The 13,238-nt window shown below is 45.2% G+C and carries 12 protein-coding genes and 1 pseudogene; 2 read left to right on the top strand and 11 right to left on the bottom strand.

The features are described 5' to 3' along the window. Positions 1 to 127: 127 nt before the first annotated feature. A complete protein-coding gene (gene metE / locus MHB49_RS15765; RefSeq protein ID WP_405156797.1) occupies positions 128 to 2,419 on the top strand; it encodes a 5-methyltetrahydropteroyltriglutamate--homocysteine S-methyltransferase in 2,292 nt (763 codons plus the stop codon). Between the two features lie 193 nt (positions 2,420 to 2,612). Here the strand turns inward: metE and vanG are convergent, their stop codons facing one another. From vanG to MHB49_RS15730, 7 genes and pseudogenes are all read right to left on the bottom strand, one after another. Next, the gene (gene vanG / locus MHB49_RS15760) at positions 2,613 to 3,665 is read right to left on the bottom strand and encodes a D-alanine--D-serine ligase VanG (protein WP_405156796.1); all 1,053 of its coding nucleotides are present in this window, start codon (positions 3,663 to 3,665) and stop codon (positions 2,613 to 2,615) included. A gap of 53 nt (positions 3,666 to 3,718) precedes the next feature. After that, complete coding sequence (locus MHB49_RS15755; RefSeq protein WP_405156795.1) at positions 3,719 to 4,525, bottom strand: D-alanyl-D-alanine carboxypeptidase family protein; 807 nt, start codon at positions 4,523 to 4,525, stop codon at positions 3,719 to 3,721. Then, positions 4,491 to 5,645 (bottom strand): alanine racemase, encoded by a 1,155-nt coding sequence (alr, locus tag MHB49_RS15750; RefSeq protein WP_405156794.1) that lies wholly within the window; start codon positions 5,643 to 5,645, stop codon positions 4,491 to 4,493. Before alr ends, MHB49_RS15755 begins: the two co-directional genes overlap by 35 nt. A gap of 259 nt (positions 5,646 to 5,904) precedes the next feature. Beyond that, positions 5,905 to 6,756, bottom strand: a complete 852-nt coding sequence (locus tag MHB49_RS15745; RefSeq protein WP_405156793.1) for an SPOR domain-containing protein — start codon at positions 6,754 to 6,756, stop codon at positions 5,905 to 5,907. Continuing rightward, entirely contained in the window at positions 6,753 to 7,283 is a 531-nt protein-coding gene (locus MHB49_RS15740; RefSeq protein WP_405156792.1) for a sigma-70 family RNA polymerase sigma factor, read from the bottom strand. The genes MHB49_RS15745 and MHB49_RS15740 overlap by 4 nt, the downstream gene beginning before the upstream one ends. Positions 7,284 to 7,522: 239 nt before the next feature. Next, complete coding sequence (locus MHB49_RS15735) at positions 7,523 to 7,795, bottom strand: hypothetical protein (RefSeq protein WP_405156791.1); 273 nt, start codon at positions 7,793 to 7,795, stop codon at positions 7,523 to 7,525. Positions 7,796 to 8,013: 218 nt separating this feature from the next. After that, positions 8,014 to 8,130, bottom strand: a pseudogene (locus MHB49_RS15730) (aminopeptidase); the annotation flags it as partial. A 232-nt stretch (positions 8,131 to 8,362) separates the two neighbouring features. Here MHB49_RS15730 and MHB49_RS15725 point away from each other — a divergent pair. Then, positions 8,363 to 9,637, top strand: coding sequence for a stalk domain-containing protein (locus MHB49_RS15725; RefSeq protein WP_405156790.1), 1,275 nt, complete (start codon positions 8,363 to 8,365; stop codon positions 9,635 to 9,637). 118 nt (positions 9,638 to 9,755) lie between these two features. On the opposite strand, the gene MHB49_RS15720 is transcribed toward MHB49_RS15725, so the two are convergent. The 4 genes from MHB49_RS15720 to MHB49_RS15705 all read right to left on the bottom strand — a co-directional run bounded on the left by MHB49_RS15720 (position 9,756) and on the right by MHB49_RS15705 (position 13,238). Continuing rightward, positions 9,756 to 10,247: a GNAT family N-acetyltransferase gene (locus tag MHB49_RS15720; protein ID WP_247902761.1), complete on the bottom strand. Its 492-nt coding sequence runs from the start codon at positions 10,245 to 10,247 to the stop codon at positions 9,756 to 9,758. Positions 10,248 to 10,458: 211 nt separating this feature from the next. Continuing rightward, positions 10,459 to 10,767 carry a hypothetical protein gene (locus tag MHB49_RS15715; RefSeq protein ID WP_405156789.1) on the bottom strand — a complete coding sequence of 103 codons (309 nt, stop codon included), beginning with the start codon at positions 10,765 to 10,767 and terminating at the stop codon, positions 10,459 to 10,461. A 15-nt stretch (positions 10,768 to 10,782) separates the two neighbouring features. Then, a complete protein-coding gene (locus tag MHB49_RS15710; protein ID WP_405156788.1) occupies positions 10,783 to 11,967 on the bottom strand; it encodes a PLP-dependent aminotransferase family protein in 1,185 nt (394 codons plus the stop codon). A gap of 116 nt (positions 11,968 to 12,083) precedes the next feature. Continuing rightward, complete coding sequence (locus tag MHB49_RS15705; protein WP_405156787.1) at positions 12,084 to 13,238, bottom strand: NAD(P)/FAD-dependent oxidoreductase; 1,155 nt, start codon at positions 13,236 to 13,238, stop codon at positions 12,084 to 12,086.

Here is a 13,238-nt window from a genome sequence, read left to right as displayed (position 1 = left end):
TATTACTTGCTTTCATGCTACACCGGTATAGCCATAGGCTATAGCTAGATATAACTTAATGGAATTACATTATAACTCCGGATATGTGATAACTTTTTGGTAACATATTGTAGAGGAGTTTTACGTCATGGCAAAAAGCAGTGTATTGGGATATCCACGAATTGGTGCAGATCGGGAATGGAAAAAAGCCTTGGAGGCATTCTGGTCAGGCAAGCTCGAAGAAACAGATTTTCAAGCAAGATTGCAGGAGATTCGGTTAGATCACCTGCGCAAGCAGCAAGAAAAAGGTATCGATCTTATTCCTGTTAATGACTTCAGTTACTATGATCACATTCTGGATACTGCCGTTATGTTCGGAATTGTTCCAAAACGGTTTGCATATGACGGTGGCGCTGTACCTTTGTCCGTCTATTACGGAATTGCTCGGGGAACGAAAGATGCAGCAGCAAGTGAAATGACAAAATGGTTTAACACAAACTATCACTATATCGTGCCTGAACTGGACGGTGCTTCCCCTGCCCTTACGGAAAACAAACCGCTTATTGCTTATCGGGAAGCCAAAGAGAAGCTCGGTATTGAAGGCAAACCGGTACTTGTCGGACCGTTGACCTTCCTGAAGCTGTCCAAAGGATACGATAAATCCGAAACGAACGCTTGGCTGGAACGCTTGCTTCCACTCTATGTACAAGTGCTTCAGGAGCTTGCAAATGAAGGTGTTCAGTGGGTACAGATTGACGAGCCAATCCTCGTTACCAAAACAAGTGATGCTGACCTAGAACTGCTGACTAAAATTTATGAGACGTTTGCATCTGCTGTACCGGGTCTGAACATTATGCTGCAAACCTACTTTGAATCCGTTGAGAACTATAGCAGCATTGTTGCCCTACCGGTTCAGGGTATCGGACTTGATTTTGTACATGGCGCTGCGGGTAACATTCAGTCCATTCAAGCGTCCGGTTTCCCGGCGGATAAAGTTTTGGGTGTTGGGGTTATTGACGGCCGCGGGATCTGGAAAGCCTCTTTGCCAGGAAAACTGAAGCTGTTGGATGAACTGGCTGAACTCGTGACACCTGAACGTTTAATCGTGCAATCCTCATGCAGCTTGCTTCATGTTCCGGTAACGACAGAGCGGGAAACTAAACTCACATCCGAACTGAAAAATGCTCTGGCATTTGCAGATGAAAAGTTGGACGAGATCGTTCTGTTGACAAAAGCATTGTCTTCAAGAAATGCTGAAATCATCGCTGAGATTGAAAATTCCGATCGTACGATCCAGGCTCTCCAGCAATCCGAAGAGCGCAATCGTGTTGCGGTTCAAGAGGCCGTGGCAACACTCCGTGTTCAACAGCCGGAACGTTCCCGTCCGTTTGCAGAGCGTCATATCGCGCAGCAGGACAAATGGAAATTGCCTCTTTTCCCGACAACGACTATCGGCAGCTTCCCACAATCCGCAGAAGTGCGTAAAGCACGTCAATTGTGGCGCAAGGGTGAGTTGAACAATGAGCAGTATGCTGCGTTCATCCGGGATCAAATTGATATCTGGATCAAAATTCAGGAAGAGATCGAAATCGATGTCCTCGTACATGGTGAGTTTGAGCGTACCGACATGGTAGAGTTCTTTGGGGAAAAACTTGCAGGGTTTGCCTTCACACAATTCGGATGGGTACAATCATACGGTTCCCGCTGCGTAAAACCACCCATTATTTTTGGAGACGTTGCATTTACCGGAGAAATGACCGTTGAAGAAACCAAATATGCACAATCCCAGACACAACGTCCTGTAAAAGGTATGCTGACTGGACCGATCACTATCATGAACTGGTCATTTGTACGTGAAGACATCCCGCGCGAGCACATCGCATATCAATTGGCGTATGCACTGAGACAAGAAGTCGAAGCGCTGGAGCAAGCAGGTATTGGCATGATCCAGGTCGACGAGCCTGCGGTTCGCGAAGGACTGCCGTTGAAGGAAAACGAGCAAGCCGATTATCTGGCTTGGGCTGTCAAAGCATTCCGTATTTCCACTTGCACGGTTCAAGACACAACTCAAATTCACACACATATGTGCTATTGCGAATTCCATGACATGATTGATTCCATCGAAGCGATGGATGCCGATGTTATTTCGATCGAGACATCCCGCAGTCACGGTGAACTCATTCACAGCTTTGAGTTGAACACGTATAAACTGGGCATTGGACTTGGCGTGTATGATATCCATAGCCCACGTGTTCCAAGTGTGGATGAAATGACAAGCATGATCGAACGTGCCTTGCGTGTATTGGATCCTAAACTGTTCTGGATTAATCCGGATTGCGGTCTCAAAACTCGTGGACTCGAAGAAACCGTTGCTTCCTTGCGCAACATGGTGGATGCAACCAAGATTGCCCGTGAGAAGCATGCTGCAGCAACGGTTTAAGTTGAATAGATAAAGAATTCAAAAATTCGTTTATAAAAGGCGGACATTCCTATGCTATGGAATGTCCGCCTTTTAAATGAACCAATAAAAACTGAAACTGCCTTTTTACTCACTTCTGCGTATCCGGCACTTTGAACGAGATCATCGATAATGAATCCATCCATTCCCCGCATAACCGCAAGTTCAACCGCTCTCAGTTCACATCAATGGCGAGCTCGATAAGCTGGTCAAGAATATTGGCATAAGTCATGCCGCTAGCTTGGAGCATGTTAGGATAGCGGGAATTCGATGTGAAACCAGGTATCGTGTTGACTTCATTGAACACAATTCTTCCGTCAGTGTCCAGGAACATATCTACTCGCGCAAACCCTCTGCACCCAAGCGTTTTATAAATAGTCAGAGCACTCTCTTTAACCTTCATTGCAGTATCCTCATCAATACGGGCTGGCAAGTGAATCTTCGAACTCATCAAGGAGTACTTTTCCGAATAATCAAAAAAGTGCCCCTGCAGTTCAATTTCATCAATTACGCCGATTATGGGATCAGAATTGCCCAATACAGCACACCCCACTTCAAAACCATTGATATTTTGCTCAATGACAACTTTGCTATCGTGTAAGAAGGCTTGTTCAGTCCCAGTAATCAATTCCTGCTTATTGTTCACCTTCGATATGCCTAAAGACGATCCTGATCTAGCCGGCTTAACAAAGAGTGGGTAACCCAGTGCTTCTGCTGCTGATAACACTTTTTCCATCCGTTCACTTCGATGTATTATAAAGGAACGCGGCGTATCAATCCCTGCTGCCTGCACCAGTTTATGAGCCAGTTCCTTGTCCATACATAACGCAGAGGATAACATGCCACATCCAACAAACGGTATACCCGACAGTTCCAACAATCCTTGCAAGGTTCCATCCTCACCGTATTTGCCATGAAGCACTGGAAACACAACATCAATCGGTGTTACATGATATTCCGTATGCACAAGTTCAATGAGTCCTCTGACTTCTCTGCTCGGCGAGAAAAAGGATGGGATACAACTCGGATGCAAATGCCATCGATCATTGCGAATATCCTCAACCGTTCCACTATATCTGAGCCAAGAACCTTGCTGTGTAATTCCAATTAACACAAGATTGTATTTTTCGGTATCCAAATTTTCAATCACTGAAGCGGCCGAACTCAAAGATACGTTATACTCACCTGAACATCCGCCAAACAATACCGCAATCGACTTCTTCTGCATCTTAAAATCCTCCTAAAATGTAATATAATCCGAATAATTCCTATTGTTATAACTTAATTGTTGGAGAAAGTCGTAACAATGAATCCTTCACGATTCGTTCCTGATATCCGATAAGAATCACATTTCAAGATCGGGATATGACTAGACGCCCCTTTATCCGCTGGAACATAATATATCTGGATTGTCATGTCCTTTTCTTTAACTGTGAGCTGCTCTCCAGAGTACCGATATTGCTGTACAAAATCGATGTACTCCTCTAAACATAGATTGTTTTCTTCCATGATTTTGGAATGGGGGTATCCTACATATCTAAAATGCCATGGCTCATAAGCAATACGAGTGATTGATTCTTTTTCTTGCTTATATCGAAGAATAAAACCGAATTGTATGGCATGTTGTCTGAAGGACTTGTATATGCCCGTGTCCGGAAAGGAAGGTGCAATAAAATCGATATTCGATTTCAATTTACCGACATCGATAGCCAACCCTGTTTGGTGCTCACTCTGGTCAGGCAAGGCTACGTATTTGGAAGTATATTCTGGACCCTGTTCTATCAAACAATCCTGATAGATTTGGGATTGATCTTCTTTGGTTCGATATGCACTGACGGCGACAATTTCATCCATCCCCCCACAAGCCTTAAGTAGAGCATGAAATTGTTTGAAGCACTGCTTCTCCAGAAGCATCTCCTTATTTAACTTCTTTATTGAAAGTAAGGAATCCAAGTACTCTAGTTGATTAGCTTGTACTTGCCTTCTGATTGGGTTTTGAAAATTTATTAACACTAAGTGCCCATGACATAGTTCTTCGTTACTTACGCTGATTTCAATATGTTGTTGTACGACTTCCTGTGATTTCACGTTGAATTTCCCCGCCTTCTTTATAGATTCGCAATACTCTGTCCGTGATGGAACTCGTTATTTCTTGAGATACACCACCGATATGATTGGCTAGTTCCTGAACCGTAATTTTCTGTTCACCTGAATAACCAATGAAGGTCACCTTGGATCCTTCAGGAAAATATATGGGAAGCTTAATCATCAATTGATCCATGGAGATTTTCCCTACAATTTCTGCTTGATGCCCCTCAACCAACACCTTCGTATTTTGCATTCTCTGCGACCATCCATCTGCATAGCCGATAGGCACTGTTCCGATCCATTGATCGGAGTCTGTTTGATAAGCATTGTTGTAGCCCACATATTCGCCTTTTTCTAATCTTTTCGTTTGCAATAATCTACTGTGCATACTGAATGCAGGCTTTAGCTGGATGTCAGGTACTAGTTTTTCCGGATAAAAACCATAAATTGCAGCTCCTATTCGAGCCATATCCATGCACAATTCCGGAAATCGAAGTGCTGCCACACTTCCCGCACAGTGATAATGATTGACTGGAATCCGTGATATACTGCTCCATTCTTTCATTTCCAGGAAGCGTTGAATCTGAAGCTGCAGATAGCTGTTGTCTGCCTCACCCGCTGTCGCGAAATGAGTATAGAACCCGTCTACGATTACATCTGGAGCTCTGAGCCACGGAACCATTTCAAGCCATTTTTCTTCCGTACGTATACCGATTCGCCCAAGACCAGTATCCATTTTCACATGCACAGATAGCTTATGCCGGGTATGAACAGGTTTGTATTTTCTCATCTGCTGAAACCATGAAGCTTGTGTAACGGTAAGCATCAAATCATGTTCCAGAGCCAGAGGTACAAGTTCGGGACGTATCGGAGTCAAAATAAGAATCGGTTGTGTTAAGCCGGCATTTCTTAAGCGGATGGCTTCTTCAATGAAGGCACACGCTAAATAATCCGCGCCTGCCTCTACTGCTTCTTTCGCTGTCTCAATATCTCCATGGCCATATGCATTTGCTTTAACAACTGCCATTAATTTGGCCGAACGGGGTAGAAAATTGCGGATCTGTATGACATTCTCGCGAATTTGCGTTAAATCTATTTCAGCCCAAGTATCTCGGTACATTCGAATGATCCCCTCAACCGAATAGATGGCTTGTTTTTACTTACTATTTTCAGTAGATCCGCATATGCACTTTTCATAGTTTGGCCTCCTAAATGTGTGAATGTGGTGCGTTGAATTGGTCTAAGTGTATATTAAGGCCACTTCAGCTCCTATCGATCAAACTTACACAAAACTGACAACGATGTAAGATTACAGATTTGCACTTCTCCACATCTCATAGTTACAACAAAAAAACCTGCACTAGGGCAGGTTTCTTTCATTATTGTGGATTTTCATTGCTCATCCAGCTATCAACATACAGTGGCTCACTGTAGTCCTCCCGGACCGTAAATTGTTTCAAATGTTTCTCTGCATCTGCACGATTTTCGAAGCCTCCCATAACGACGGTGAATTTTCCATTTTGAGTCTGCACAACGCTGCTGCCATCGGCAGAATACTGTTCAGCCAACATGGCCAGTGCTTCGCCCTGCTCCATGTCTTCGCTACGGACAAAGAAAAGTTCATGCGATTTCGTTGTCTTCCCGTCGGAAAAAAGCTTCAACTGAATATATCCAGGCTGCTGATACTCTGACACGGAGTATTTCACATGATCCTTAAGTTCAACCACAAAGCCAATAGCGGAATCATCCAAAATAATGTTTTGATAGACATCTTTTACATTCTTAAGTGCTTTAATATCCTTCTCCAGCTTGCCATAATCCAGATGACGTACCCCGTTGAAGGTGAAGATCAATCGGTTCGGTCCTTCTTTGTGATCCACGGTATACGATGGAGCAGAGGTGATCTGTTCACCATCAATCTGAAAATGAATGTTTAGTGTATCCGATTCTTTGGTCGTTGTAACCGAAACCCCATCTGTGCGCTCCCCGCCACCACCAACTTGCAGAATTTTAACGACAGAACCTATAACGGGTACATCGGATAAAGCCTTGGCCACACCTGGTACGTTGGCTGTTATCATCACCGCAGCACAGGCAGCAACCAGGGAGGAACTGCGCCAGATCATCATTTTTCTTCGTTTTTGTTTTCTTGCACGCTGGCGGGCTTGCTGAATAACTCCGGAAAGACCGGATGGAATATTGATCTGTTCGTATCTTTCTTTTCCTGTCATGTAAAATCAACCTCTTCCTTGGTTAGATGTTTTTTGAGTTTGTTTAAGATCTTATAGAACCTGGTCTTCACCGTGCTTTCTGGCAGCGATAATACCTCCGCCATATCCTTGAATCGCTGATCCTGGAAAAATTTCAAAATGATAAATGCCCTATCTTCGGGATGCAGGTGATCAAGTGCTTCGTACAAATCCCATTGCTCTTCAAGCCCCATGGAAGTATCTTCGGCTGCAAACGGTATTGTACTGTCTTCCATATACGTGTACTTTTTCTTTCGTCTGATGTGATCCAGAGAACAGTTGATGACGATCCGGGTCATCCAGGTTTCAAAATAATCTGGACTCTTCACTTTTTCATAAGATAGAAAACCTTTGTAAGAGGCTTCGGATATGATTTCCAGTGCTTCCTGCTCGTTTTTCACATAAGAAAACGCGAAGCGATAAAGCTTTTCTTTACATGCCTCCAGACGTTCACTGAACTGCTGTTCAGTTAGTGCTGTACTCACCTTGCTCAGTTGGTCCACCCCCATTGCGACTGTTTATTTTGATTATTGCCGCATTTTTAATAAAGCTTACTTGGTATGTTGTTTCGCATGTTAGACAGCTGAGAGTCGAAAATAGTTTTAAAGAAGATGATTTTTTTGATTTTTTTATCTCGGAACAAGAACTTATATCGTCCCAAACGAAAAAAGCCGCCAATAGGCGACTTCTTTTCCCTTTTCTTCATTAGGAAGAGCAGTAATTGAAAATCAGACTGAAACAGCTATCTTCATATTGTTATCGAGGTCTTATCTAACGTGTTCACTTTTTGAAAATGGCTTATTCCTGGGCGATCCACCCCAAGATGTTCACGAAGTGTGCTTCCCGTATACTCTTTGCGGAAAAGGCCGCGTGCTTGGAGAATCGGTACCACATGATCCACAAATTCATTCAAATCTCCCGGCAGAACGGGTGGCATGATATTAAATCCGTCACAACCATATTCTTCAAACCATTGTTGCATCAAATCAGCCAGTTGTTCATAGGTCCCCACAAACTGCATGTGTCCTCTGGCCCCTATCAGCCTCCGCCCCAGTTTAAGAATGGACAACTTATCTTGTCGCGCCATGTCCATAATCAGCTGTACCGGCTTTTCATGCCATTGGAAGCTTCCACGAGATCTGGAATATCAGGCAGTTGGCCTTCGACAGGATATTCCGAAAGGTCAAACTTAAGCATCCCGGATACCATACCTACAGCAGCCTTCGGAGGACTCCTCCGTTTTATAGCTGATATTGGCGCGGTTATGACCAGCGTTTGCCCCTTCTGAACATGAACACCAACGTTAACCACGAGCGCTGCGTAACGCTGTAATTTCTCATGAAAGTCCCCTAGCATTCTCCTCCACCTTCCCCTGAATATCATTCCCAGTCAAAATAAAATGGAAATGCGATTATACGCGAAAGAAACCGAAACTGTACAAATTTCCGTTTCTTTCGCGTATTTACTTTAGCCCATCCTATCTTATAATTGGAACTCTATGAAAATTTTGCTATACTATTTTATGCTAGATTACTGTTCAGATGAGATTCAATTCTACTATATTCGATGAGTTGGAGGAATACAAAACATGTTACATACACGAATAGGAAAAACAGCTGCTGCCACTCTGCTGGCCTTCTCCTTGCTCGGTTCCACTGCACACCTTAACGATGCCTATGCTGCACCCGCCATTTCAGTCATGCTGGATGATGTTCCCCTGAAATTTGATGCAGATCCTCGGATTGACAAAGGTGTTACCTATGTTCCGTTCCGGACCGTTGGCGAAGCCCTGGGAATTAACATTACGTGGAACAGCAAGGCACAAACCGTAAAAGCAATTGGAAAAGTAAAAGGTCAGTCGACGGAAGTTCTGCTTCAAGTGGGGAGCACTACAGCAACCGTCAATGGAGAAAAAGTGAAGCTCGCAGCGCCACCGGTTCAGCGAGAAGGTCGTGTGCTTATTCCACTCAGCTCGTTCAGCAGCCAGTTCGGTGTTGGTGTAGGCTGGAACCAGTCAACTCGTACCGTTTCTCTTGTTTCACCTCAACGTGAAATGCATTTGAGAGCCTTCTATGCGCTGCAATCCTATAAGGAAATTGATTTGGTGTCATCCATGAACTCTGTCGCTTTTGGCTGGAGTCGTATCGATCGTGAAGGTCAATTTACGCTTCAAGGTAGTGAGTATCAACTCCCTGCTGCTGCCGGTGACGTTACACCTCAATCCATTATTGCTGATGCAGCAAGTCAGAGCATTAAACCGTATCTTATGGTGTATGCTTTGGATGGGAATGGAGAGCTTACCAAAGTGCTGAGTGACAGCAGTATGCGCCAGAAGTCCATTGAGGGAATAACTGCTGCCATAGCTGAGAATGGCTTTGGAGGGGTTGTTCTTGATTTTGAAGGACTGGGTTTCAAGCTGGACGCTGTAGAGCAACAGAAGCTGCTGAACAATTACGTCAAGCAATTGAAGGATTCATTGCCTAAAGACATCGCTCTATCCTTGGCCGTGCCTCCATTAAATAGTGCATATAAAGGTTATGATTATAAGACGCTCGCTTCGTTGGCAGACGATATCATCATTATGGCATACCAATATAATCCTGTCGGTACCAAATCGCAGGTCCCTGAGCCAAACAGTCTTGTGGATCAAGCCATCCAGCTTGCGCTCGATGCTGGCGTCTCCAAGCAAAAGCTTTTGCTCGGGATAAGCTTAAATAGTGAAACCTCATCTTCCATAGATGATAAACTGGGACTTGCCAAGCGATATGATCTCAAGGGTGCTGCCTTCTGGCGACTTGGATTATTCCGTACCTACAGTAATCAGATGGAAGACGCTGTAAATGCCTCCGTTATAAAAGAGTAAAGGAATTTCAATATTCTTGGGCCTCTTCAATTTTCACACACAGAAAAACGAACCGAAATCTCTGGACGCCAACAAGAGATTTCGGTTCGTTTGGTATACAAGAATATTATCTATACGTTCAATGAGGAATGCTCGTTTCTGTGGCTGCACTTCCTACCAGATCTTTTTGGTAAGCAAGCACCTGATCCCAGTCCCCGTGAAAAATCGGTATCCGATAGTACCCCACTCTTTCATAAAGGGCCGCCGCCTCAGGCTGCTTGGGGCCGGTCTGCAGCTTCAGATTGGTGTATCCGAATTCGAGTGCAAGTCGCTCCGCTTCAGCCAGAATGGCCTGGGCCACACCCTTGCGACGAAAATCCGAACGTGTGTACATGCGCTTGACCTCCACGGATGTATCATCAAGGGGCCTGATGGCTCCGCAGCCTACCGGGTATCCATCCAAACGCGCGACAATAAAGGCTGCTCGCGGTGTCTCCACATCGGATGGCTGAAATCCCGCCGTCCCGTCGCCGCCATATAACAACCCCAGTTCTTCGCTTAGCTCCTTGATTAAAAGTTCCGAATCCTCGCTTCGTATATCTTCAGCAGATGCAACCACGATTGACGACATTACGCAAAACCCCTTTCCCTCATTGGATTTATTGGAATTTGTGATTTCTATAAATTATCACGAACTGCTCCTTAGCGTCAATTCCCCATCGATTGAATATTTCAATAAGCAAACTGCCGAACAGGTCACAGTAAAAAAGCCGCCAGATTGGCGACTTTCCCTTCACTTACACGATTACCATTGGCGGATGCACTTGATTCCAAGCCAATGTTTACCCTTCAACCACATCGGCTCGCAAATCCGTTGCAACCTCAATCATTTGCGGAACGACAGCTTCATTGGCAATGGCAACATACAGATCTCCCATATACAGACGAAATGGAATCTGCTGGTTCTCATACGTCCACATGAAGAAATCCCCATCGATAGACATGACACTCTCCGGCCCCTGAACGGTAAGAACAGGTGAGTACGTAAAGTCCGGTTTGGATGCAAAATACACTTTGCATTCTTCCAAAGAGATCGCTTGCTCCGCATTATCTTCTTGCATGGATCGTGTGATCCGAAAACGTTGATTCATGAAATATGCCTCCAATTAGAATTTGTGCAAAACCTGTCCCAGAATTTCAATTCCCTTCACAATTTGCTCATCAGAAGGTGTTGAGAAATTAAGTCTGATGGCATTGCAAGGTTCGTTCTCATCGACGAGAAAAGCAGTTCCTGGAACAACAGCTACACCTTCCGCAGCAGCTGTTTTGGCATAATCCAGCATCGGGATATGAACCGGCAGATCACACCAGAGGAACAACCCTCCATCCGGTTGGGTAAAGGTAATGGACTCACCCATATGCTCCTGCAGCTTGTCCATCATCAAGGCAGACTTTCTGTGATAAATCGCACGGATACTGCTGATGTGCTCTGCATAGTTATACTCAGTCATGAACTTGTGTGCCAGAATCTGCGGCAGCATGGCTGTATGTACATCCTCTCCCTGTTTGGCAACAACCATCTTCTGTACAACCTCGGAAGGAGCCAGAACATAACCAACACGCAGGCCAGCGGACAGAATTTTGGAGAAGGAGCCTACGTAAATGACCAAACCTTCATCATCCATCGACTTAATCGTCGCTACATCTTCTCCGCGAAACCGAAGTTCACCGTATGGGTTATCTTCCAGAATCATAACTCCATACTTCTTGGCAAGATCATAAATTGCCTTGCGCTTCTCCAGACTGGTGGTAAAACCTGTAGGGTTCTGGAAGCTCGGAATTACATAAATCATCTTTACATTCTGCTCGGTTTGCAGGGCATGCTCCAGCTTCGCGATATCCATACCATCCGTCTCCATCGGAACACCGACAAGGTTTGCTCCTGAAGCCCGGAAAGAGTTCAGTGAACCGATAAAGCTTGGGCTCTCACAGATAATCGTATCCCCTTCATTGCAGAATACTTTACAAGCGAGTTCAATTCCCTGCTGTGCGCCAGATACGATAAACAGTTCATCCGAGTCTTTGCCTGTGTCAAAGCCTGTTTTCAGATGTGCAGTCAATGTATCCCGCAGCGGGGCATACCCTTCGGTAATTCCGTATTGCAGTGCTGTTACCGGGTCCTGTTCCAGAATCGATTGGGTGAATGTGCGAATCGCCTCAATAGGGAATGTCTCCGGAGCGGGGTTCCCCGCAGAGAACGGAATTACATTTTGCCCCGAAGAAGCCTTCAGGATCTCACGAATAATGGATGGCTGCAGTGCAGCAATCCGGTTGGAAAATGAATAGTTCATCTTAAAATAATGCCTCCCGAATTCAAGTCTGACTCTTGTCTCTATAACTACAATTAGATTCTATTATACGAGTATTTGGCAGATTTCTAAACGGTCTCGTCAAACTTTGCTGCCATTTATGATCGATGGACAAGATTAATTTCCGATAACCGTGTTGCCTTCACCAAATAAGTCGCCAAACCAGGGAGCATCCGGGCTAAACCAGGATAGAATTTGTTCGTTTTGGCAAAAGCCAGCTTCTGAATTCTCCTTGCACGTCGGAGCAGTCCGGAAAATTCAAGATTGGCTTCCTTTGAATACCCTCTCTGCCACTGCACAAAGCTGATCTCTCCTTGAAGATACCTGTCGGTCCATTCAGCACATAATAGCGCGGAACGAAGTGCAATGGACATCCCGTCACCACACAGAGGAGGTATCATCAGCATGGCATCCCCAATATGAGGATATTGGGACCACGGTTCAGGGACATTGGATAGATGGAGTGGTGCAGCCGAGACCTGTGTTGCTGGCACAAGACTGCCTTCGGCAAGCCTCGAAGCCAATCTTTCGTTAGTCCGAGATGCAGCCTGCAAAATATCATTCACAGACTTGCCGCTTCCCTGCACCGTATCAAGGGTCAGCAATGCAGCCACATTTGCGATGCCATCCTCAATCGGAGAAATGCCGACATACCCTCCCTTGCAAAAATACAACTCTACCCGTGGCGGGATAGTGATTCCCCGATAGTGCGATTTGACACCAACATATGCTTTTTTATCCCGCAGCTCTGCTGGCGAGGTTATCCCCCGCGGCTTCTTCGAGCCATGGGCTCCGATAACGGTTTTTGCTCTATAATGAATCCGCTCATTTCCTTGTTTGGCTTCGACTTCATAGCTATCATCATCTAACTGCTGAATGTTGGTTATCGTTGCCCTCGTAACGATTTCAACGCCTGCGGCTGTGGCCTGCTCATGCAATATCCGATCCAACTCGTATCGGCTAATGCCATGAGCCAATCCTGGCAAAGGGGCTACGATCTCCCCGCCCTGAGGCATAATGATCTTGGCATGATCCAAGGTACTCGGCTTCACCTCTTGTTCACATAGACGGATACCTAGATATTCCAACATTTCCGTTGTCTCAGGTGACATAAATTCACCGCATGTTTTGTGACGTGGAAACGCCTGCCGGTCCAGCAGCAGTGTGTGATGGCCTTGCCTGGCAAGCTGTAACGCACAGGTACTGCCGGCAATACCGCCTCCGATGACGATGACATCCAATGGTTCAGACAT

The organism is Paenibacillus sp. FSL K6-0108 (assembly GCF_045040695.1).
GTDB classification, from domain to species: domain Bacteria; phylum Bacillota; class Bacilli; order Paenibacillales; family Paenibacillaceae; genus Paenibacillus; species Paenibacillus pabuli_B.
Note: the sequence above shows the minus strand (reverse complement) of the source record. Positions and strands in the feature narration are given on the sequence as shown.